20 protein-coding genes and 1 pseudogene are annotated in these 22,930 nt (G+C 53.5%); 10 read left to right on the top strand and 11 right to left on the bottom strand.

Going from position 1 to position 22,930, the window contains the following annotated elements; all coding sequences use genetic code 11:
- Window positions 1-17 precede the first annotated feature (17 nt).
- Window positions 18-2,453 (top strand): GcvT family protein, encoded by a 2,436-nt coding sequence (locus ACHUEV_RS05035; RefSeq protein WP_394177965.1) that lies wholly within the window; start codon window positions 18-20, stop codon window positions 2,451-2,453.
- 164 nt (window positions 2,454-2,617) lie between these two features.
- On the opposite strand, the gene ACHUEV_RS05030 is transcribed toward ACHUEV_RS05035, so the two are convergent.
- Window positions 2,618-3,568, bottom strand: a complete 951-nt coding sequence (locus ACHUEV_RS05030) for an SDR family oxidoreductase (RefSeq protein ID WP_394177964.1) — start codon at window positions 3,566-3,568, stop codon at window positions 2,618-2,620.
- Window positions 3,569-3,724: 156 nt separating this feature from the next.
- Here ACHUEV_RS05030 and ACHUEV_RS05025 point away from each other — a divergent pair, with 156 nt between their 5' ends.
- Window positions 3,725-4,609 (top strand): AraC family transcriptional regulator, encoded by an 885-nt coding sequence (locus ACHUEV_RS05025; protein WP_394177963.1) that lies wholly within the window; start codon window positions 3,725-3,727, stop codon window positions 4,607-4,609.
- Between the two features lie 160 nt (window positions 4,610-4,769).
- On the opposite strand, the pseudogene ACHUEV_RS05020 reads toward ACHUEV_RS05025, so the two are convergent.
- Window positions 4,770-5,429 (bottom strand): annotated as a pseudogene (locus tag ACHUEV_RS05020) (IS30 family transposase); the annotation flags it as partial.
- 203 nt (window positions 5,430-5,632) lie between these two features.
- Window positions 5,633-6,547, bottom strand: a complete 915-nt coding sequence (locus tag ACHUEV_RS05015) for a LysR family transcriptional regulator (protein ID WP_394177962.1) — start codon at window positions 6,545-6,547, stop codon at window positions 5,633-5,635.
- Between the two features lie 108 nt (window positions 6,548-6,655).
- Here ACHUEV_RS05015 and ACHUEV_RS05010 point away from each other — a divergent pair, with 108 nt between their 5' ends.
- From ACHUEV_RS05010 to ACHUEV_RS04985, 6 genes are all read left to right on the top strand, one after another.
- Window positions 6,656-7,666, top strand: a complete 1,011-nt coding sequence (locus ACHUEV_RS05010; RefSeq protein ID WP_394177961.1) for a zinc-binding alcohol dehydrogenase family protein — start codon at window positions 6,656-6,658, stop codon at window positions 7,664-7,666.
- A 22-nt stretch (window positions 7,667-7,688) separates the two neighbouring features.
- Window positions 7,689-7,991, top strand: coding sequence for a DUF1330 domain-containing protein (locus ACHUEV_RS05005; RefSeq protein WP_394177960.1), 303 nt, complete (start codon window positions 7,689-7,691; stop codon window positions 7,989-7,991).
- Between the two features lie 50 nt (window positions 7,992-8,041).
- Window positions 8,042-9,004 (top strand): LLM class oxidoreductase, encoded by a 963-nt coding sequence (locus ACHUEV_RS05000; protein WP_394177959.1) that lies wholly within the window; start codon window positions 8,042-8,044, stop codon window positions 9,002-9,004.
- 10 nt (window positions 9,005-9,014) lie between these two features.
- Complete coding sequence (locus ACHUEV_RS04995; RefSeq protein WP_394177958.1) at window positions 9,015-9,797, top strand: SDR family NAD(P)-dependent oxidoreductase; 783 nt, start codon at window positions 9,015-9,017, stop codon at window positions 9,795-9,797.
- 235 nt (window positions 9,798-10,032) lie between these two features.
- Window positions 10,033-10,419: a nuclear transport factor 2 family protein gene (locus ACHUEV_RS04990; protein WP_394177957.1), complete on the top strand. Its 387-nt coding sequence runs from the start codon at window positions 10,033-10,035 to the stop codon at window positions 10,417-10,419.
- 526 nt (window positions 10,420-10,945) lie between these two features.
- Window positions 10,946-12,559 (top strand): hypothetical protein, encoded by a 1,614-nt coding sequence (locus ACHUEV_RS04985; RefSeq protein WP_394177956.1) that lies wholly within the window; start codon window positions 10,946-10,948, stop codon window positions 12,557-12,559.
- A 3-nt stretch (window positions 12,560-12,562) separates the two neighbouring features.
- Here the strand turns inward: ACHUEV_RS04985 and ACHUEV_RS04980 are convergent, their stop codons facing one another.
- The 6 genes from ACHUEV_RS04980 to ytfQ form a co-directional block, all read right to left on the bottom strand.
- Window positions 12,563-13,264, bottom strand: a complete 702-nt coding sequence (locus ACHUEV_RS04980) for a hypothetical protein (RefSeq protein ID WP_394177955.1) — start codon at window positions 13,262-13,264, stop codon at window positions 12,563-12,565.
- Between the two features lie 342 nt (window positions 13,265-13,606).
- Complete coding sequence (locus ACHUEV_RS04975) at window positions 13,607-14,329, bottom strand: FadR/GntR family transcriptional regulator (RefSeq protein WP_394177954.1); 723 nt, start codon at window positions 14,327-14,329, stop codon at window positions 13,607-13,609.
- Complete coding sequence (gene yjfF / locus ACHUEV_RS04970) at window positions 14,326-15,318, bottom strand: galactofuranose ABC transporter, permease protein YjfF (protein ID WP_394177953.1); 993 nt, start codon at window positions 15,316-15,318, stop codon at window positions 14,326-14,328. The genes ACHUEV_RS04975 and yjfF overlap by 4 nt, the downstream gene beginning before the upstream one ends.
- Window positions 15,315-16,349, bottom strand: a complete 1,035-nt coding sequence (locus tag ACHUEV_RS04965) for an ABC transporter permease (RefSeq protein ID WP_394177952.1) — start codon at window positions 16,347-16,349, stop codon at window positions 15,315-15,317. Before ACHUEV_RS04965 ends, yjfF begins: the two co-directional genes overlap by 4 nt.
- Window positions 16,349-17,863 carry a sugar ABC transporter ATP-binding protein gene (locus ACHUEV_RS04960; RefSeq protein ID WP_394177951.1) on the bottom strand — a complete coding sequence of 505 codons (1,515 nt, stop codon included), beginning with the start codon at window positions 17,861-17,863 and terminating at the stop codon, window positions 16,349-16,351. Before ACHUEV_RS04960 ends, ACHUEV_RS04965 begins: the two co-directional genes overlap by 1 nt.
- Window positions 17,864-17,950: 87 nt before the next feature.
- Complete coding sequence (gene ytfQ / locus ACHUEV_RS04955; RefSeq protein ID WP_394177950.1) at window positions 17,951-18,904, bottom strand: galactofuranose ABC transporter, galactofuranose-binding protein YtfQ; 954 nt, start codon at window positions 18,902-18,904, stop codon at window positions 17,951-17,953.
- A 287-nt stretch (window positions 18,905-19,191) separates the two neighbouring features.
- On the opposite strand from ytfQ, the gene dusA reads away from it, so the two are divergent.
- Together dusA and ACHUEV_RS04945 are read left to right on the top strand one after the other, a co-directional pair.
- Window positions 19,192-20,208, top strand: coding sequence for a tRNA dihydrouridine(20/20a) synthase DusA (dusA, locus tag ACHUEV_RS04950; RefSeq protein ID WP_394177949.1), 1,017 nt, complete (start codon window positions 19,192-19,194; stop codon window positions 20,206-20,208).
- Between the two features lie 10 nt (window positions 20,209-20,218).
- The gene (locus ACHUEV_RS04945; protein WP_394177948.1) at window positions 20,219-21,037 is read left to right on the top strand and encodes a sulfite exporter TauE/SafE family protein; all 819 of its coding nucleotides are present in this window, start codon (window positions 20,219-20,221) and stop codon (window positions 21,035-21,037) included.
- Window positions 21,038-21,039: 2 nt separating this feature from the next.
- Here the strand turns inward: ACHUEV_RS04945 and ACHUEV_RS04940 are convergent, their stop codons facing one another.
- Window positions 21,040-22,080: a hypothetical protein gene (locus ACHUEV_RS04940; protein WP_394177947.1), complete on the bottom strand. Its 1,041-nt coding sequence runs from the start codon at window positions 22,078-22,080 to the stop codon at window positions 21,040-21,042.
- A 55-nt stretch (window positions 22,081-22,135) separates the two neighbouring features.
- Window positions 22,136-22,807 carry a helix-turn-helix transcriptional regulator gene (locus ACHUEV_RS04935; RefSeq protein ID WP_394177946.1) on the bottom strand — a complete coding sequence of 224 codons (672 nt, stop codon included), beginning with the start codon at window positions 22,805-22,807 and terminating at the stop codon, window positions 22,136-22,138.
- Window positions 22,808-22,930 lie beyond the last annotated feature (123 nt).

The following is a 22,930-nucleotide window of genomic DNA, read 5'->3' as shown; positions in this document are numbered from 1 at the left end:
CAATATGGGAACCTGTCATGAAATCCAGAACCAAAGTCGTTGTTATTGGGGGCGGCATCGCGGGTTGTTCAACGCTGTATCACCTTACGCAAGAAGGCTGGTCAGATGTCGTGTTGGTCGAACGTGATGAGCTCACCTCGGGGACGACTTGGCATTCGGCCGCACAAGTTACCAATTTCGGCATGACCCAGACGATGGTCGGCCTTAAATCGCATTCCATCGCGCTTTATAAAAAACTGCGTGACGATCCTGAATATCCCGTGGGTTATCATCATGGCGACGGGGGTATCCGGTTGGCCAACACGGAGGCGCAGATGCAGGGCTATCGCCATTTTGCGTCAATGGCGCGCGGGATGGGAGTGGATTACGAAATCATCGACGCTGCGGAATGCGCCCGCCGCCACCCACTCATTTCGACCGAAAATTTGCTTGGCGGGCTTTGGGATGGCGAGGATGGTGATATTGACCCAGCACAGCTTTGTCAGGCGCTGGCTTTCCATGCGCGCAAGGCAGGGGCAGAAGTGTATCGCAATACGCCGGTGACAGGCCTAAGCCAGCTCAAGGACGATACGTGGACTGTTCACACCGAACATGGGGATATCGATTGCGATATTGTCGTGAACGCTGGTGGCTACCGGGTGAACGAAGTCGCCGCAATGATGGGAGTCCAGCATCCCGTCGCATCGATGGAACACCAGTATTTCATCACCGAAGACATCCCCGCCATCGCAGAGGCCAGGCACCGTATGCCGCTGCTACGATGCCCGATATCGGATTACTATTCTCGGCAAGAAAAGGGTGGTCTGCTTGTCGGCTTTTACGAACAGGATTGCAAAACATGGGGGATGGATGGGATCAGCCCAGACTTTTCCAACGATCTTTGTCCTGATGATCTGGATCGTGTTATGGACGTTCTCGAAGGTGCATTTGAGCGTATGCCGGCGCTCACGGAGGTCGGCATTAAACGCGTTGTGAACGGGCCAATCACCTACACAATTGATGGCGCGCCCTTGGTTGGGCCGATCCCGGGCAAACGGAACGCGTTCTGTATCATCGGGCTGCGCGCGGGGTTGGGCGAAGGCGGCGGCCATGGCTGGCTTCTTGCGCAGCAGATCGTCCATGGTGAGGCATGCTATGATACGTGGGTGATTGATCCGCGTCGGTTCACCGGCCATGCAACCGTTGAGTTTACTGCGGTCAAGGCGATCGAGGACTATCAAAACGAGTTCCGTTTTCACTTTCCACATGAACACCGCCCTGCGGGTCGCAATGCTAAGACCACGCCACTGACACCTGTCATGGCTGCAGAGGGTGCAGAATTCACCGTCGTAAATGGTTGGGAACGTGTGGATTATATTAGACCATCGCCAGAGTTTCGCCCCACACCGAGCTTTAATTTCGACGCGGTATTTGACGTTGTCGCAGCAGAGGTCGCCAATGTGGCGACAAATGTGGGATTAGCAGAGGTAAACGGTTTTAACCGGATCGAAATTACCGGCAAGGATCGACACAGTTTCCTTGATCGGATGATGTGCGGCACCGTTACAAAGCGCGACGGCCGCATAGGTTTAGGCTATTTGCTAAATCACCACGGCTGTATCAAGGCCGAGGCGACAGTTGCCAACTTGCCCGCCTCGGACAGAGGAGGGCAGCGTATCTGGTATGGTTCAGCCGCGGCATCAGAATACCACGACATGGATTGGCTCACTGCGCATCTTAGGCCAGACGAGGACGTGCAATTGCGCAGCCTGACGAATGATCAAACAATTCTTGTTTTGGCTGGGCCGAAGGCACGTACGGTGCTTTCAGCCTGCGCGCGCGGCGATTGGTCTGCCGACGTATTTCCATGGTTATCCGTACGCGAGTGCTGCATAGGATTTGCACCCGCCACAATAATGGTTGTCAGCTTTTCGGGCGAACTGGCTTATGAAATTCATGTGCCGAATGCCTCGCTCTATGCTGTCTATCTGGCACTGCGCGAGGCAGGTAAAGCGTATAACCTTAGACTCTTTGGTGCACGTGCTGTCGACTCGATGCGCATGGAAAAGGGTTTTTTACATTGGAAGGCAGACCTGATCACAGAATTTGATCCGTTCGAAACGGGACTGTCGCGGTTTGTGAAGATGGGTAAGGGCGACTTCATTGGCAAAGAGGCACTGCTCGACCGCCAAGCAGCCGGTCCACGAAACCAGCTTGTTACACTCAAAATCGATACAACACACGCGCCTGCACACCCTGGCGCATCGTTGATGCAAGGCGACAAAGTGGTCGGCACAGTCACATCGGGAGAGTACGGACACCGCGTCGGCATGAACCTCGCTTATGCTTTCGTTTTACCTGAATTCGGCAACCCAGGTTCAGCGATGGAATTAGACCTATGTGGGGACCGAATTCGCGCTCAGGTCATCGAACCATCGCCTTATGACCCTAAATTCGAACGTATGCGGAGTTGACCAGTTTACACATTTAGGTATTTCAAAAGCAGCTATCGTCGCAGCCGCAGCGAAAATAACTTTGTCCCGCGATGCAGACATATGTGGCTTCGGGCGATGGATACTTCAGGATGTACACACAGTAAACGATAGCATTAGTCCGAGAACACCTCGCTCGTGTTTGGTCACACCCTCCAGTTAAATCCCGTTGCCTTTTCAGATATGTCCCACAATTTTGTCATGATCGCTTTGTCATAGGCATGCGGATGCAGCGTGCCCTTACCAACCGGTCCGACGAACTCCATGCGACTGGTTGGACCGTAGAGCGCCCTTTGCTCCAGCCCTTGTTCAGTGGCACACATGACTTCTGGCCAGGAGCCTTTCTCGGCTGACTGTACCAGGGGCGACAGGGACATGAGCCTGAACATGATCCGCGTCGCCAGGTTGCCGCTCGTTGTGATGAGCGATGTCCGCGACGATCCGGGGTGGCAGACGTAGACCTCGACATCGCTTTTGCTCGCTGCGGCCAGCCGATCTTGCAACTCATAGGCAAACATCATCTGCGCCAGCTTGCTCTGAGAATAGGTTTTGTTCTGGTGGTAGTTTTTGTCCCAGTTCATGTCGTCGAACTGAATCGTCTTGATCCCCATGTTGTAGCCAAGGCTACTGACGACCACGATCCTGCCTTTTGACGCCTCGATCCGCTCAAACAGCAACCCGCAAAGCAGGAAGTGTCCGTAGTGATTGGTGCCGAGCATGCTCTCAAAGCCATCCTCGGTGAGTTTTTGCGTCGGCACTTGTGCGATGGCAGCGTTGCAAATGAGCGCGTCGATCTGGGGGACAGTTTTCAGAACTTCCGCCGCGGCTTCGCGTACGCTGGAGAGCGAGGCGAGGTCCATGCGGACGAAACTAACATCGGCGCTGGCTCCGAATTCGTTTTTCAGCTCCGCGACGGCGGCTTGCGATTTCTGGGCCGAGCGGTTCAGCATCACCACCTTGGCGCCCTTATTCAGGAGCGTTCGCGCTGCCTGAAATCCAGCACCAGCGTTGGCGCCCGTGATGAGGTAGGTTTTGCCATTCAAGTTACCGAGCCGCTCTGGAGTCCAACCTTTGGGTCCAAATGTTGTGTCTGCCATTTTCATATTCCTTCCGGCGCCGAGCGATTTGCATATTCGTGTTGAAATGACATTAAATCTCATATGTGCCGAAAAATAGATCAGATTATAGCAAATACTTGCCTGATTGTATCATTATTCTTGTGGTGGGTGATTTTTACATGCTAAATATGCTGTATGAGCAAAGAACAGATCAAGCAACTCATCGAGGGCAGGATCCACGAAGATGGCCTGATGGAAACCGGTGTCAAAGGTGTGCAGCTTTTCCGGGCCATCAATCCGGTCCCATGCGCCCCTGCAGTCTATGAACCCAGTGTCGTTGCCATTGTGAGCGGATCCAAAGAGGCCGTGCTGGAAGGCACGCGTTACGTCTACGACAGCAGCGAGTATATGTGCTGTCCCATGTCGATGCCGGTGAAGGCAGGAACGTCCACAGCGTCTCCGGACACCCCACTTTTTGGCGTCTACATTGCACTGGACCCGCGCGTGATGGCCGAACTCGCCATGGATATGGACAACGCCGGTGGTGTTCTCCAATCGAACAAAGGAAGCACAGGACTGCAAGGCATCAGGCTGGCCCGCTGGGACGTGGCGTTCACCGATGCCTTGCTGAGATTACTGCAATTGGGCGACAGCCAAACGGATACAGCCGTCCTTGGGGCCACGCGGCTGCGCGAGCTTTACTACGCCATTCTGAAAGGCGAGGCAGGGATTTTCGCGCGCCAAGCCTTTGGCGCGGGCAATGCCATCGCGCGGTCCATCACGCATGTGTCTTCCAATCTGGACGCGCCGATATCGATCGACGATATGGCCTCTCGCGCGGGCATGAGCCGGGCCGTGTTTCACCGCAAGTTCAAACAGGCGACGACGATGTCCCCAATCCAGTTCGTAAAATCGATGCGCCTCAACAACGCCGCGATGAAGATTGCCGGCGGCACGACTGTGAACGAAGCGGCATTGGATGTGGGTTACGTAAGTGCGTCTCAGTTCAGCCGGGAGTTCAAACGCATGTACGGACAATCGCCGCGACAATGGGGGGAGTCCCAACCCGTCTCGGTGTAGGGACTGCTTAGACCGTATAAGTTGGTTAAGCTTTGTCAAACGCGGACTTTGGTCCAAGCGATTTGAATGGCAACTTCGTCCCGCACGGCAGACATCGGCGTGCAAAACTGAACCATACAACGTTCTCAACCGCAGCGAATGACCGGATTGAGCGGTGGTCTCAACCGATCGATGCAACATACTGTGCGAACTTCTCTGCTGGCGTTTGATACTGCAAGGTCTTGCGAGGCCGTTCGTTGAGTTGCCTTGCGATAGCGCTGAGTTTTGCTTGGCAATGGACGGATAGGTCGGTTCCGCGAGGCAAATATTGTCTTACAAGCCGGTTGGTATTTTCGTTCGATCCGCGCTGCCATGGTGACTGGGGATCGCAGAAGTAGACATCAACATCCGTGGCCAGCGTAAAGCGCGGATGATCCGCCAGCTCTTTGCCGCGATCCCATGTCAGAGATTTGTAGAGCTAACGCGGCAACTTGTGAGCCGACTTGATCAGCGCTGTGACCACGCTTTCAGTGTCCTTGTTGGCGACTTTTACCAGCATGACATATCTGGAATGCCGTTCCACGAGGGTCGCGACATAGCTGTTCTTTGAGCCCCCAATCAAGTCGCCCTCCCAATGCCTGGGAACAGCGCGATCCTCGACCGATGCAGGTCTTTCGCTAATGGACACCGCATCCTTAATCTGGCCATTTCCCTTGCGCTTCTGGCTCGCGTACTTGGATCGCCTAACTGTACGTTTGGCGCGCAAGTGCTCCAGAAGTTCCTTCTTCAGGACACCACGTGCCTGGATGTAAAGGCTTCTGTAAATAGTTTCGTGTGACACCTGCTTAGCCTAAGTCGACAATTGCAATGACGCGCAGCATTTGACAAAGTTGATGTCTGCTTTGTGGGATAAAGCACCCATTTGCCAAGCGATTATTAACGACTGGGTTAGGACCACGGCCGAGATGCTATTTATCAAAAATCTCTAAAACGGGTCGTGCTGTCTTCCAAGCTGCTTCATCGGAAAAAGAAGGCACCTATGAATTACGGAACGCGCTTACCCGCCAGCTTTGCATCGTCCAATCGTCCAATCAGAAAATCCATAAAGCATCTGACTTTCGGGGTTAGCACATTCGACTTCGGATAGATCAACCAAAGGACGGATTGGTCATGTAAGCGCCAATCGGGCAGTACGCGAACCAAACGCTCGTCGTCGATATCTTGTGCGACACTCCAAAGCGAATTTATCGAGATACCCATCCCCGCCAGTGTCGCCAGGCGCTGCGATGTTCCGTCGTCAAGGATTGTGCGGCAAATCATCTTCGCAGGATCAAGCGACGCGGTGTTGCCATCCACATGAATGATCTTGCGAGCGGCAAGGGTGGACCATGATAGGAAACGGTGCGTTGTGAGGTCTTCAAGTGTCAAAGGCTGGCCGTATGCCTCGATGTAGGATGGTGACGCGCACAGGACCCGCGTATCGTCCGCAAGTTTGCGCCCCAACAGGCTGCTGTCTTCGAGGGGGGCGCTACGCAAGGCCAGATCGAAACTACCTTCGATGATGTCTTGACGCGTGTCGGAAAGCCTTAGGTCGAGAGTAATGTCGGGAAAGAGCGACTGGAATTCTGGCAGGAGTGGGATGATATGAAGTTGCGCAAAACTACTGGGGGCCGCGAAACGAAGCGTTCCGCTTGGTCGTAGTGTGCCTTCTCCCAACGCCGCGCGGCCTGCGTCTACTTGTGCAAGGATCTCTCGGGCGTAGGGGAGGAACGCTGCACCTTCTTGACTGATCGAGATTTTGCGTGTGGTGCGGTGCAACAGTTCCGCGCCGAGATGCCGCTCTAGTTTTGCAAGGCGATTGCTGGCCATGGCTGGCGCAAGGCCAAGATCACGGCCCGCAGCAGTGATGTTCAGCCGTTCAGCGGCAGCGACGAAAAGGCGAAGGGTATCCGTATCCATTGATTTCCATTATATTAAAAATCGGAATTCTGAAACAAAATAAGATCGGTTTTACTGAAAATTGAGAGTGATAAGTGTTGTTCAACACGCCAATTAGGAGCATTGAACATGAAAGCACTCGGTTACACTCAAAACGGGCCTATTGAGGGCGCAGGCGCACTAAAACTGATCGATGTTGACAAGAAACCGCTTAGTGCGCGCGACGTTATGGTTGCTGTCAAAGGCATCTCGGTAAATCCGGTTGACGTCAAATTGCGCATGGCCCGCGCACCGGAATCTGCTGTCGGCATTCTGGGTTATGATGCGGCTGGCACGGTTATAGAAATTGGGTCCGAGGTAACCGGATATGCGGTGGGTGATGACGTGTTCTATGCAGGAGACGTCACCCGCGATGGAACAAACGCAGCGTTCCATATTGTTGACGAACGTATCGTCGGCAAGAAACCCGCAACGCTCGATTTTGTTGAAAGCGCGGGCCTGCCCCTGACGTCCATCACTGCTTGGGAAATGCTGTTTGATAGCTTCCGTTTGATTGAAGGTGGCGGGGATGGCGAGACGCTCTTGGTGATTGGTGGCGCGGGTGGTGTGGGTTCGATCTTAATCCAGCTTGCCAAAACTCTGACAAACCTGACGGTCATTGCGACAGCCTCTCGCCCCGAGACCGAAGATTGGGTGCGCAAAATGGGTGCTGATTACGTCGTCAACCACCGTGATGATTTGGCAGCGCAGGTGAATGCTTTGGGCCTCGTGCCGACATACGTCGCTGCGTTGACCGCGACAGACCAACACTGGCCCGCGATTGTCGACCTTATTGCCCCGCGCGGCCACATCACTCTAATCGATGACCCTGAAAATCTTGATATCTCGATTGCCAAACCAAAGGCGCTCACGATCTCTTGGGAGTTCATGTTCACCCGCTCGATGTTCGGCGCCGACGATATCACCGCGCAACGCGATCTGCTGAACCGCGTGTCTCAGCTAATTGATGCAGGAACACTTCAGTCCACGGTCACCGAACGCGCGGACGCGCTGACGGTGGAAACGCTGACCGCGGCGCATAAGCGCCAAGAAAGCGGCCGTGTCATCGGTAAACAGGTTCTTCCCGGACTACCTTTTTAACCAATCTAAAAGGAAAACGAAAATGGCCTACTATTCTGTTCTCGACGTAACCCCAACCAACGACGAGTGGATCCCCGACTATCTGCCTACCGCCAATGAGCGTGTTGCTGCACATGGTGGCAAATATATCGCTCGTACGACCAGCCACGAACAGGTGGAAGGCGAAATGCAGGAAGCTGGTCTTCGTATCATCATCGAATGGCCATCCAAAGAGGCCGCACAGGCATTCATGGCCGATGAAGCATACGCACCGCACCTTGCGGCACGAACCGCTGGCTCGGTCAGCCATCACTATCTCATCGAGGGCAAAGACGACCTCGCCTAAGAAATCTACGCTGCCCCAAAAGGGGCGGCGCGACTTGCCGGAGAGAACCCATGCGCGACGAGACCCACACGCCATTCGAACAGATCAATCGCGGCTACAATACGACGTTTCAGAACGGTCGTGTGAGTGTCGGGCTGGTGGTGCCGATTGCGCAATACGGGCACAGCCCCGTGCCGGACATGACAGGCCATTTGAGCCGCGTTCAACAGGCTGAGCAGCTTGGTTTCAAAGCTGTCTGGCTGCGCGATGTACCCTTCAATGTCCCCAGCTTTGGCGATGCGGGCCAGCTTTTTGATCCCTTCGTCTATCTTGGTTATCTGGCCGCGAAAACAACCGATATCGCTTTGGGCGTTGCCAGTATCGTCCTGCCGCTGCGCCACTCCGCCCATGTCGCCAAGGCGGCTGCGACAGCTGATGTTCTGTCAAATGGCCGGCTGATCCTTGGTGTGGCCTCTGGCGACCGCCCCGAAGAGTACCCGGCCATGAACCGCGATTTTGACGCACGCGGCGACGCCTTCCGTGAAAGCTTCGACTATATTCGGGCAATGGGGACGCCCGTACCGCAGATAGACAATCGTTTCGGCACGGTGGATTTACCAATCGATATGCTGCCCAAGCCGTCCGGGTCGAAGTTGCCGCTATTGATCACAGGATCAAGCCGCCAATCTCCGGACTGGATTGCGCAACATGGCGATGGATGGATGACTTATCCACGCCCCGGTGTGGTGCAAGATCGTGTATTGCAGGATTGGCGTGCGCGGTTGACCAATTTGGGACAGCCTCCAAAACCTGTCCTGCAACCACTCTATGTTGACCTCGCTGATGATCCGGATGAGCCACCAAGCCCGATCCATCTTGGCTTCCGGTCCGGCCATCGCGCCATTGTTCAGTATTTGCAACAGCTTGAAGACAGTGGCGTCAACCATGTCGCACTGAATTTGCGCTTTAATTCCTCGCCTGTTGAACCAACGCTCGATAGGTTGGCCGAACATGTGCTGCCTGCTTTCAATTAAGGAAAAGACCATGACAAAGACAATCCTCATCACCGGTGCCACCGACGGCCTTGGCCGAGCAACCGCACTCGCATTGGCGGCCCAAGGGCACAACGTTATTGCTCATGGTCGAAACGCCCAGAAGCTGGACAAACTGAAGGCCGAGATTGGCGCAAACGTGTCGACTGCGCAGGCCGATATGTCAGACCTGTCGGAAGTCGCCCAGCTGGGGCGTGATCTCTTGCACGCATATGAAAGCATTGACGTGCTGATCAACAACGCAGGTGTCTTCAAAACGTCGCAGCCACGCTTGAACGACGGTATGGACGTGCGCTTTGTCGTCAATACCTTTGCACCCGCATTTTTGTCAAAACTCCTACTCCACAACATGCCAAAGGACGGACGTTTGGTGCATCTGTCCTCTGCCGCACAAGCGCCAGTCGATGATGACGCCATGGTAGGCAAGCGACAGCTCCAAGACATGGAGGCCTATGCCCAAAGCAAGCTGGCCCTGACGATGTGGAGCCAAGACTTTGCATCGAAACATCCCGATGGGCCGGTCTCGGTCGCTGTCAATCCAGGCTCTCTTTTGGCGACCAAGATGGTGCGCGAAGGGTTTGGAACAGCCGGCAATGATATAAATATCGGCGTCGACATCCTAACCCGCGCGGCCCTGTCTGATGAATTCGGAACGGCATCGGGGCAGTACTTCGACAATGACAGCGGGCAATTTGTGGCTCCCCACCCAGACGCCGCCAATGCCGCCAAGGTTGCGAAAGTTGTTGCTATCATTGATGCGCACACAACAGATTAGACAGGGCTTGCGCGGTGCTTCCTTCAGGCAACTGGCAAAAGTGAAGCGTGGCGCGTCGCGCATGGATCCCAGCACTGTCGACGTTCGCCCGCTGCGCAGCATTCGGTAACCCGACGCCCAGTGAGATCATGGAGGATTGCATCGCGATGTTCATGTGGCACTGCATAGCTGGCACCTGAACCACTCGGCAGACGCGCAGCGTTGGTCGTCACAAAAGCAAAAGAATGGAAACCGAATGACACCTACCGAAAAGATCACCTATGTGCGGACCTATTTCGAACGACTGACAGCTTCTGATATCGACGGGATTATTTCGCTTTTCAGTCCAGAAGCGCACGTAGTGTCGCCGTTCCTTGGCAAGATGAAAGCCACGGACTTCTTTGCAAAGCTGGGTAGCGTGTCTTCCGCAAGTAAGCTCACCGTATTTGACGTTCTCCTTGGCGAACATGGGGACAGTGCCGCCGCATATTTCGAGTATGACTGGACGCTCAACAGCGGAGACCAAATCGTCTTTCAGGGCGTAGACTACTTCAAGTTCGGGGAAGACGGCCGGTTTGCGTCCATGTCGATCTTCTATGATACGCATCCCGTTCGCGAAGACGTTGGTGACAAATACAAGTGAGCTGACCGTATAGGAACCGTCAGACCACGGAAAAGCTGCCATTCTGACGCAAGGGGCGGGCGGCCGCTTCGCCCTTTTCCCGCTTAGCGGACCAACACGAAATACGGACACCCCCTAAATTTATGAAGAAGGACGATAGTCACATCTGGTCTAAATTTTTGAAAATTAGTTTCGCGAAAACCTACCCTCTGCTCGTAGACAAAGTCGAGAAGAAGGGAAATGCCCGATTGTTTCCCCTTGGCTGAGCACGACAGGGAACCCATCTGGTATGCGGCGATCGAACGGCCGGGCCAGTGTCGAAAAAGGGAATTAGATTGAAAGGGCAGGGGCATTGGTGCCGCTGCCTACTCACAACCCTCACGCATTCGGATAATTTGGTATTCCAGCCAACCACTATTACGCCAAACTAAGCAGCAATTCGCCGTCAGGAGTGTCGTAAGTAATCGTCTTCCGAAATTAACGTTGCGTCCTTCCGATCAGTAGAGATGATGACGGATAAACATCATTAGGACTGACGGACGACACGATGGACGATACGTGCAAGGATATGCTGAACAATATCAAGAAGGGACCTGCTCCGGGTAAGATAGAGGCATATCGGCGCTTGCTGATTGGGTATGCGGAAGAAGATGGAGTCGTTGCAGCCCTAACGCAGCAGCTTTCCGTTGAGACGAATGGCCGCGTTTATAATCAAGTCAAAGCGCTCGACCACGCTGCTGGCCCGCGTTTGAATTGGCACGAGATCCGCACTTTACGGCTGCAGAAATGCAAGAAAGCCGATGAACGTTACGACGCGCTTTCTGTTGAAGAGGAGTACGGTGGAGATACCCGTGCGTTTTTGGAAGGCGTCATTCAAAACGACAAAGATCAGTCCGTCCGGCGACGTGCGCTTTATGTTCTGTTGGCAAAGAATACGGGGTCAGATGACCTGTCATTGCTGACGATGGCGCAGAAGTTTTTGGAGGATGAAGACGGTCTGCGCGAAGTGGAGCGCAGCATTATATGGGACGCGATGGCCAGACTGGGTCAATCGCCCCAGCAGATTACCTATTTCGATGACGTTTTATCAATGTTGACGCCGACAAACGCGCGCTCCACCGGTCAGGTGCTTCGTATCATGTACGCGTCAGGCGTGCCGTATGATCAAAAAATCCGATCTCTGTGCCAAGACGCATATGGTGCTGAACTGCAAAACGATCCGGGCATCGACTCTGACCAAGCCAAGGCGCTGTATGATCTACTTTATAAGTTTTGCGCTCATGGCACGTGCGCACCCGATTTCATCAAATACGTTTTCGCATTGGCAATAGGCCCAATGGTGCATTTTGCCGAAAAGCACGATCCAAATGGTTGGCATCTATTGCGAAGTGTTCGCGATTTGTTGGGACGCTCTGACGCGCAACGCCCACTCGCAACCGAATTGTTATTTAAGCTGATCAGCAACGAAAGCATTTTGGAACGGGAGCGCGGCTTTGCGGTTCCCTACTACGTGGGCTCGTGTAGGGACCAAGGTATGTCAGAGGGCGAAATTGCAGATCTACTTAAACCTTTTGCAAATGACGGTGATGGTGCCGTTGCAAAGAGTATTCATACTATGCTCAACCCAAACCACGATGCTTTGGCAGAGAGAGAATTGGCGCGACAAAAATTGATTGAGCAAAAACGACGCGGCGATATCGTCCTTCAGTTTGCCAGTTTTGTGGTGCCATTTGGATTTACATACGATCTTCAGACATTACTGGCGCCCGTCATAAAGGCCGCAAAAGACGTTGAGACGTTTGATGGCCCCAATATCTTGCAGGCCTTCATTGATATGGGGGCACCGCCAGGCGGGCAATCTCCTATCCTGACGCTTGATCGTGAAGATCGTGCGACTGCATCCGACGTCATCGATGCATCGCGGCATTTTCTGGGGCTACCAGCCGAAGAGGATCTTTATACTGACGAAAGCAAATACGACGCCGCGGTAGGTGAGCAGTTCGAGTTATATGCCGCGCACCTAAAATGCTTTGGGCTTTCATTAGCATACGTCGATGCGGGTTGGGATGATCCATGCGCCGTCGTCTTATCACAGCCAGATGCCTTTAAAGCGTTCCTGAGAGATCAGTTCCCGGATCTAACCTGCACGGCATTTGCATAGGCATCAAATCTGGCCCTCATGACAGCCTGCGTTGGGCTCTTGGTGACGGCAGATTTTGTATTGGAACGTCATGGTCTGCTCTGTTGCCGCAGACCATGAAAAGTGGTTGGTTGTGAGCAAACCACTTTCATTGTGACGGATGACATGCCCACTGCCAGAGCAATCGGGGTGTTCCGTATAATGCGTTTCATCGCCATTGTCGGCGATACTCAGGAATGTTTCTGTTCCATCTGCAGCCCTGTTCCAAGTCGTCTCGGCCGCCGGAATGCTTACAACCGACCGATCATATGACCGGTTCTTATGCATTACATCCATGATTTCATTCGTATCAGGGTTGGTCACGGAGAAGTTTAGGCTGTCCCCAGTCAATGACGCGCTTGTGACGTTACTTGGAAGAAAGAAGCTGCCCTTGCAGCCATTAGCATCAAACATCTCATAACTGCAGCTCAACGCAATTGCCGGTAGAACAAGATCAAGAATGCCCATTTGTGTAAAGTCGCCATATGCTTTGAGCGGAACAAGCGCCTCAAATGGGTCCTCAATCGCCTGGATACGTTCATGGACCCGCTCAGCAGCAGGATATGCGTGCGCATTTAGGGCGACATAGTCGTTAGCATCATCTTCGACTGTGTGGGGGCCGCAAGACTGACCGGCCGCAGCGCTTTGGGCAAGTATTAATAACAGGAGGAAGAAAATTCGCTGCATGATATCTCGTTTGTTTGTGTTGCGTTGGTAAAGCTGCGTCACAATCATAGACCTACAACCCGCCATCTTTCATGATCAAGTCTTCGGTCCTCAATACGGTCTAATAGGCGGCCAATTGTACGAAATGCAGCATTGAAGGCACTTGGCTCAATCCGGGCTTTAATCTTCGCAACATAGTGTGCTCATGGTGTAGGGAATGCTAACCTAAAAATTTGCTGCGGCGCACAAAATGTCAGTCCCGAATAGGTTTTATTAGCTAAATAGGGTTTTCGTGACACGTATCGCGAATACCCCACAAGCGTTGTCGAAGTGTTTCCAATTGTTCCCTTAGCCCATACCGCTTCAGGGCGTAACACGAGTACGGTTGTAGCTTTCGCGAATGACGTCTGTCATTGCTTTGCTGGCTTTACTTGCCTCGCCCGATGCGATGGCAAGAGCGATGACGCGATGCTTGTGGGCGACATCTGTCTTACTCTCGGGAAATGCCTGATCGGCTTCGACCAAAAACATCGAGTAGAGCGCTGTTTGAACCATATTGCCAAGCGAATGCAGGAAGCGGTTGTCAGACAGTTTCAGCACTTGCTTGTGGAATTCGTAATCGGCAATCGCAAAGGATGCGTGATCTGTCGCGTTCGCCATATCATCGCACAGTTCGGTTAGGCGGGCACTGTCGATGGAATTCGCCTGTTCCGCCGCACGCGCTGCTGCAGCTGGCTCAAAGATCATACGAATTTCGAACAGATCCTCATAGAACTTGGCAGGGTTGCGCAGTGTTGCATGCCAGCGCAAGACGTCCTCATCGAACATGTTCCAGTCATCTGAAGATCGAACATGTGTGCCGACCTTGGCCTTGGACTGGATCAATCCCTTTGCGATCAGCGTCTTTTTCGCCTCGCGGACAACTGTGCGCGATACACCGAACATTTCGCAAATGTCAGGATCAAGGGGGATCATCGTGTTTGGCGGATACTCACCCGCGACAATCGCACGCCCTAATTGCTCGACCACAAAGTTCGTATGGTTCGAAGCCTTCTCACTTCTCGCACCAGAATGGACAAAGCTCATGATAGCGTGGCGAAGCCAGTCACTGCTTTTTTGCGTGCCGTCGTTACCCAAGTTAGTCCCTTTTGTAGTAGAATAAACGCAAACAACAGACCGCCTATCACGATCTTTGTCCACCAGCTTGATAATGTCCCATCAAAGACAATGTAGGTCTGGATCAACCCCATGATGAGGATGCCAAAAAACGTGCCCGCGACGAACCCGTATCCTCCGGTTAGCAACGTGCCGCCAATGACCACCGCTGCGATTGCATCAAGTTCGACACCAACTGTCGCCAGTGAATACCCGGCCGATGTGTACAACGAAAAAACAATTCCCGACAGCCCGGCAAGGCCCCCCGAAATCGCATAGATCCCTATCGTTGTCGAGGCAACAGGTACCCCCATCAGCCGCGCCGTCATAGCGCCGCCACCCAATGCATAGACGTTTTGACCAAATCGCGTGCGATGGGCAGTGATGATACCGATAAGGAATGTGAGGATCATGATCCCACCAATTAAGCGAAATCGCCCACCGCTTTCGGACTTCCAGTACATGGACTGCAAGGTGTCATAAAACTCGTGCGTAATCGGCACGGAATCTGTCGAAAGCACATAGGCCGCGCCACGTGCCAAAAACATCCCTGCAAGCGTCACGATAAATGCGGGCATCTCCAGGTAATGGATGGCCGCACCCATCGCCGCGCCAAACGCCGTGGTAATGATCAAAACTACGACAAATGCCACAAGAGGATGGATCGACGTATCCCGCAAAATCACCGCCAAGAATACACCGGTAAAGGCAATGACCGACCCCACCGACAAATCAATCCCGCCCGACAGAATGACAAAGGTCATCCCAACTGCGACGATCCCCAAAAACGCGTTGTCCGTCAGCAGATTGGCAATGACCCGCATGGATAGCATCGCAGGGTATTGCGATGCGCAAAGCGCATAGGCCAGAACAAAGGTCGCGAGTGTAACAAGTAGGGGGAGATGAGTGGATCGGATCATTGTGTCGTTTCCTTTGCTTGCGTTGCTGGATTCACCTTTGGTGGTGGGGCAGACGCACGGATTATGTAGATAAGATGGCCGACCTTGGGTGACTGGATCACAAGGATGGCAAGGATCAGAATGGCCTTGATGACCAAATTGAACTCCGGCGGCATTCCAGACAGCAAAATGACGGAATTGACTGACTGTATAATCATCGCTCCCAAGAGCGATGCAACAATCGAAAACCGCCCTCCCAGCAACGAATTCCCACCGATCACAACGGCAAGGATCGCATCCAGCTCGAGCCAAAGCCCTGCATTATTTGCATCCGCGCCTTGGATATCAGCGGCAACAATCACCCCGGCGATCGCAGCCCCGATACCGGAAACGACATAAACACATAGCAATAGAACCCGCGAATTAATGCCAGCAAGCCGCGACGACGTTTCGTTCACGCCTATCGCCTCGATCAGCATCCCGAGTGCGGTCTTACGCACAGCAAGCGTCACAAGAGCACCAAGAAGAACCCAGATCAGGATGGGTGTAGGCATGCCCAAGACCGTCCCCGCGCCAAGATGGATCAAACCGGGGTTCAAAAAGGTCAGAATGGTGCCTTCGGTAATCAGCTGCGCAATCCCGCGTCCCGCGACCATCAGAACAAGCGTCGCGACAATGGGCTGAATACGTAGAACGGCCACTAAAAATCCGTTCCACAACCCGCATAGCGCCCCAACTGCCAGCGCTCCTGCCAGCGCGGTTACCCAGTGATGACCATCAACAACCAATGACGCTGCCGTCGCCCCGGCAATGGCCATGACTGCACCGACCGACAGATCAATCCCTTTGGTCGCTATGACCAATGTCATGCCGATACACAGCAACGCGGTAGGCGCACCACGCTTCAGCACATCAATCAGGTTGCCGAACAGGCGACCATTCTGAAATTCAATCTTAAAGAAGTCGGGAAAGACGATCAAATTCAGACCCAGTACGATAGCAAGAATAATCAGTTGGGGCATAATTCGTCGTAAAAACAAACGACCAGACATTAGGCTGCTCCTGTCATGGGCTCAGCCGCAATGGCTTGGATGATGTTATCTGTCGTGATGTCGTCGCCAGATAATTCGCCGACTTGGCAGCGATCGCGCATAACAATGACGCGGCTCGAATATGCGACCAATTCTTCCATTTCTGATGATGCAACCAGCAGCGCCATCCCGTCCTGCTGAAGGCGCTCGATTAGCGCAATAATTTCGGCATGGGCACCAATGTCGATACCGCGCGTTGGTTCATCAAGGATCAGAAAATCTGGATCCGTAGCCAGCCAACGTGCCAACAACGCCTTTTGTTGGTTGCCACCAGAAAGCAAACGAATTGGCATGTCCAAATTCGCCAGCCGAATATCAAGCGTCCTGACGTAATGATTGGCAATTTCATCGACCTTGCTGCGCGGAATAGGGCGCGTCCAACCCTGACGTGCTTGCAACGCCAGAATGATATTGTCGCGGACGCTCAGATCTCCCACGATACCGTCGTTCTTTCGGTCTTCGGGACAAAGCGCAAATCGGTGTGCAACAGCATCGCGCGGGTTGTTCACCCGAATATCTCGCTTACGCAATCGCAGTTTGCCATCGTCTGACTTTACGACCCCGAAGATGAGGTTTGCCGTCTCAGTGCGCCCCGATCCCAGCAATCCAGCAAGCCCCACGACTTCGCCCTCGCGAATATTCAGCGAGAACGGTTCAAGTGTCCCCGTCTTGGCCAGATCGTTGATTTCCAACAACGTATCCCCTTGGACAACTTGTTTCGGCGCTTTCTTGCGCGCCTCTAACTGTCGTCCGAGCATCAGCGTCACAATGTCGGTTTGGCTTACGTCACGCAGTAGCCGTGTTCCCACGACCTGCCCATTCCGCAAAACAGTGGCGCGATCTGCATGTTCAAACACCTGGTCCATGAAGTGCGTGATAAACACGATGCTCAGCCCGCGTTCCTTGAGCTTATGAATGACCGAAAACAATAGCTGAACTTCGTCCCGATCCAGACTTGCCGTCGGTTCATCAAGGATCAGCACCTTGCCTGACAACTCTACCGCCCGTGCGATTGCAATGACCTGCTGCACAGCGACCGAATATGACGACAGGGGCTGCGCCGGATCAATATCAATCCCAAACTCCTTGAGCGACGCGCGCGCGTCTCTATTCATCCGCGACCGCGCGACAAACGGGCCACGCGTAGGCTGCCTGCCAAGGTACAGGTTCTCAGCAACGGTTAAATTGGGAAGTAAATTGACCTCTTGATAGACCGTGCCAATGCCCAAAGACTGGCTGGCCAATGTCGAGGTCGGATTAACATCAGTTCCATCAATTGAAATCGTTCCGGCATCGCGCCGATACGCACCTGTGAGGCACTTGATCAGAGTAGACTTGCCCGCACCATTTTCGCCCAACAGCGCGTGAATCTCACCTTCAAATAATGTCAGGCTCACATCATCCAGCGCAATCGTACCGGGAAAAAACTTTGAGATACCCTCTGCACAGAGCACTGGGCGCTTATCGTCGGTCATTTGAATATCCTGCAGTCAAAGGCGAGCCCCGCAAAATGCAACGCGGGACTCAAAGGTTTATGAATAGGTGCCATATTGGCACAAAACTCAGTAACCCAAGCCCTTTTTCACTTCGTAAATCGCCTGATTATCATCCGCCGCCGTATAAAGCCGCGATTCAGTTTGGATCCACTTTGGCGGTGCGGTGCCATCTGCCAGATACGCCTCGAGCGCGTCCAACGCGGGTCCCGCCATATTTGGGGTCAGCTCGATGGTGGCGTTCATTTCGCCATTTGCGATCGCCAAATGGGCATCCGGCACTGCATCAATCGCAACGATCAAAATATCCGTACCGGGCTGCAACCCGGCTTCGCGGATCGCTTGGATCGCACCCACGGCCATGTCGTCATTATGTGCATACAGGGCACAAATGTTTTCGCCGCCTTCAGCTTTTAAGAAGCTTTCCATCACGACTTTGCCCTGCGAACGGGTAAAATCGCCCGTCTGCGAGCGGACAATCTCAAGGTTATCATGACCCTCAATTGCATTCTCAAATCCGGTTTTGCGGTCAATCGCTGGCGACGAACCCGTCGTGCCTTGCAGCTCTACGATACGGCAATCCCCGCCGTCCACAGTATCAACCAACCACTGCCCGGCAACGGATCCTTCGTGCACAAGGTCGGAAGTCACTGCAGTCAGATACAAGTCATCCGAGGCGTCAACTGTACGATCCAGCAATATGACCGGAATTTCTGCGTCGCTGGCCTCCTCCAGCACTTCATCCCATCCAGTCGCTACCACGGGCGCAATCAAGATCGCATCCACACCTTGCGCGATAAACGAACGCAGCGCGGAAATCTGGTTCTCCTGTTTTTGCTGTGCATCAGCGAACTTCAAATCGATACCGCGATTTTCGGCTTCTTGACGTGTGACGGTTGTCTCGGCGGCCCGCCAGCCAGATTCTGAACCAATCTGAGAAAAGCCAATCGTCAATTCCTGAGCCATCGCAGTAACAGGCAAAAATGTAACGGCGCTCGCAAGGAGCGTTGATCTAATATTCATGAGTTCCTCCCAAAGAACGTAAAAGTGAATCTATTAAGTATTACTTTATTACTTTTGTAAAGAGCCACATGTTATGGCATGCCTTCGGCTTTGGAGGTGTGGTTTTCTCACGGAATAGGGCAGCCGCGAATTGCGTCTGTTGACGTTCGGGACACGGGGGCTTTGACGGCTGGAAAGTGGAGCCAAAAAAGTGCTACACGGCACTCGCGGTGCTACATTCTGTAGCACTTTCTCTGAAAACCGGCTTGAAACAGCCAAAATAAGCGGAAACGCAAACTGAGGCTCACATGGAAAACCATGTAAAATTAAGTGTTTCCGAGGTGCGCCGTGCTGGTCGCTTGTCCGTCGCCCCGATGATGGATTGGACGGATCGCCATTGCCGGTATCTGCACCGGCTCATGTCGCGTCACGCGCTTTTGTATACTGAAATGGTGACCGCACCGGCCGTTATTCATGGTGATCGCGATCGCTTGCTTGGTCTTAATGATGCTGAACATCCGGTTGCGTTGCAGCTAGGTGGGTCAGACCCGGCACAGTTGGCCGAGGCTGCGCGTATCGCAGTTGACTACGGCTATGATGAAATCAACCTGAACTGTGGATGCCCTTCGGACCGCGTGCAGTCGGGTAGTTTTGGTGCGATCCTGATGGAAAACGCGCCGCTCGTGGCGGATTGTGTATCGGCGATGATGAATGCCGTCGATGTGCCCGTTACGGTTAAGTGCCGTATCGGCGTAGACGACCAAGATCCGCATGTCATTCTTCCTGATTTCCTAGCGCGTGTTTCTGCAGCTGGCGTCAATCACTTCACAGTTCATGCGCGCAAAGCGTGGCTGCAGGGGCTAAGCCCAAAAGAAAACCGTGATATTCCACCGCTTGACTATGACTTGGTTCTGGAAATGAACGGGCTGTTTCCGGGAGTCAACTTTTCGATCAATGGCGGCATCGCGACGCTGGATGCGGCGCAAGAGTTGCTGGACAAGGGCTTGGATGGCGTGATGATTGGCCGGGCTGCTTATCACACGCCTTGCGACATCCTTTTGGACGCGGATGCCCGCATCTTTGGTGATCCGTCTTCATCGCGTACTGCTGAAGAAGTGGTTCACGTGATGCTGCCCTATATTGACGCTCACATCGCGCAGGGCGGGCGGTTGGGGCAGGTCACCCGACATATGCTGGGGATGTTTCAGGGGCGGCCCGGCGCGCGCGGATGGCGTCGCCACCTATCTGAAAACGTACATGCCGACGGAGCCGGTCCAAAGGTGGTACTGGATGCACTCGAACACGTGACGCGGCTTGCCGCCTGAGGGAATATTGATGGACGATATGACATTGTTACTGACCATGGGCGCTTTGCTATTGGTCATCGGGGCTTTTGCGGGCGTATTGGCAGGGCTTTTGGGCGTCGGCGGTGGGATCATTCTGGTCCCCGCGTTCTATTACGTCTTTAGTGCCTTGGGCTACGACAGCCCGCAATTGATGCAGCTTTGCCTTGGGACATCCCTTGCGACAATCATTGTGACGTCCATTCGGTCGGTCATGTCGCACAATAAGAAGGGCGCTGTCGAATGGCCTATTCTTAAGACTTGGGCGCTGGGAATTGCTGTTGGTGCTTTGGTTGGTGTGCTCATTGTTTCGTCGCTACGTTCAGCTGTTTTGCAGAGTATTTTTGGCGGGCTCGCGATCATCGTGGGCCTTTATATGACCTTGGGCCAAAGCCATTGGCGCTTGGGCGAGCAGATGCCAGCAGGGATCAAACGCGCTGTTCTGTCGCCTGTGCTTGGGTTCCTTTCTGTTTTGATGGGGATCGGGGGTGGATCGTTTGGCGTGCCAACCATGACGCTGTTCAACGTGCCAATTCACCGGGCTGTAGCGACGGCTGCTGGATTTGGCGTGCTTATCGCAGTGCCTTCGGTTGCGGGATTGTTGCTTGTTGATATGGAAGTCGCGCCGCCGTTTACGATTGGCGCTGTCAATTTCGCGGCATTCTTTGTGATTATCGCAATGACCCTGATCACTGCACCATGGGGCGCTGCGCTTGCGCATAAATTGGACCCGAAGCCACTCAAGCGGATTTTTGGCGTGTTCCTTATCCTTGTTGCACTTAACATGATCCGCAAGGCGGTGGGCTGGTAAGGCTACCAGTTGGCCAGCAGGTGCTGTGCGATTTTGGGTAATTTGGCGCGCGTCAGTGCCTTTTGATATAGCGCCTCTTTGCGGTCTTCGTTGACCTCGCAGATTTGCGAGATATCGATAAAATGTATCAGGCTAAGGTCCACATCATCGCAGTCGATATCCTTGTAATCTAGCTGCGGAAAGCGGACGTCGTGACGCCCCCGTAGCCATGCAAGGTCCGGTGCCGCCCAGTTGTTTAGCGTGCGTTCCGCTGCAGGGCGCAGTACTGGCAAAGTCGGCTCTGGTATTTTCCTGTCTACTCGTATGATCTGTCTGATCATCGACGCCGGATCAATTGTATCGTCTAAGCGGCCATGCATTCTGTCAATCAAAAGCGCCATGGCCTCTGTCGAAATAGGGGCGTTGTCAGACGCTTTGGGACGGCGCAATTGCTGCGTGTCGACCATTGGTAAATGCCGTGCGAAAAAGTCTTCTACGATATCCCCATTCGCCAAAATTTGTTCGTCGAAAAGCTGAAGCGTTATTTTACCCGACCAAGCTTCGGACAGGGGGCGAATGCGTTCCTTCACACGGGTCCGAGAGGGCGGAGAAAGCTCTTTGCCTTGCGAGAGCTTTTGTTGGGTCAGGGAAAGAAAATGTGCGCCGGGCGGTCGCAAGTATGCGATGACTTCTTTCTTTTCCGCGATGCAATTCGTTGCCTGCTCAAAACGACTGACCGTCTTAGCTGAAAGATGCCTGAGGTAGCTTTTATTGCTGACGACAACTATCTCGCAATTCTGCGTTTCTTTGCTGTCAGCGATGCGGGACCAGTGATCATGTTCGGCCCCAGTCGGCGACGCATTGCCATTAACGAAATCGTCGGTGTCCTGCTCGTCATGTTGGCGATAACCAAGCGTAAATTTTTCATGATTGTCAGTCGCATAGGCTGGAACATAAATGTCCTGATCCGAAAGCACCTCTTGGGATGCCAGCAGCGTGTTTTGCAAGACCTCTGCACCGGCATTCCGGTGTCCAATATGGATAAGTAATTTTTTCGCGGTCATTTGGGACGCCAGACAAAGAGGTCAGAAATGACTACCACACTGTCGGATAAGTAGTTTAACTTCCAGCAATAACGCGGCGGGCGTTAAAATCGGCTAAAGATTTCCCATGCTCGTCTACGAACAGGCTTGGCAGGATGCGTAGTTCAGTGATCTGATCAACGCGTAAATCACTGAAATTCTTTGATTTTTCGCACCAAACGATGCATGTCCACAGCCGCCCCCAATAATCAAGCTGTAAGGGCCGTACTGTGCGTTCGTCACCGTTCAATGTAATAGATAACTTCTGTCTGGTTCGAATTGCTTGGCGCATTGCGGGTAGGTGCTGGAACCCTCGGGCGGCGTCAGCAAACGGATAGACCGCAAACCCATAGCCAGCAGGGGCGCGGCTGCGGTCTTCGGGCATTACCGCGTCAAGCTTTGCCGATAGCGCGCGGGCCGCTGCGGATAGTTCTTTGTCACCACTTTGCCCTACAGCGCTTAGACCCAGATGCAGGGCTTCGACTTCGGTCATGGTAAGGTTCAGCGGGGGCAGGGTGACTGCAGCTGTCACGCGGTAACCAATTCCGCGCTCACCAGTAATGGGAACACCCGATGCGGCAAGCGTTTCCATGTCGCGATAGATGGTCCTGAGCGAGACATTCACAACGGCAGCCAGATCAGCGGCCTTATGTAAATTGCCATCCCTGAGCACCTGAACCAGCTGCATCAATCTGTCTGCACGTCGCATGATCTTCCTTTCGATTCGTGACAGTTTTGTCAATTTTCTGTCAACTGACAAGTTTTTGTCACGACATAGTGCAAGCCCTTGTAAAAAAGGGTGCGGAACTGGCAGAAAACATGCTTTTCGCGC

The sequence above is a fragment of the Yoonia maritima genome (assembly GCF_043641945.1).
In the GTDB taxonomy this organism is placed as follows: domain Bacteria; phylum Pseudomonadota; class Alphaproteobacteria; order Rhodobacterales; family Rhodobacteraceae; genus Yoonia; species Yoonia maritima_B.
Note: the sequence above shows the minus strand (reverse complement) of the source record. Positions and strands in the feature narration are given on the sequence as shown.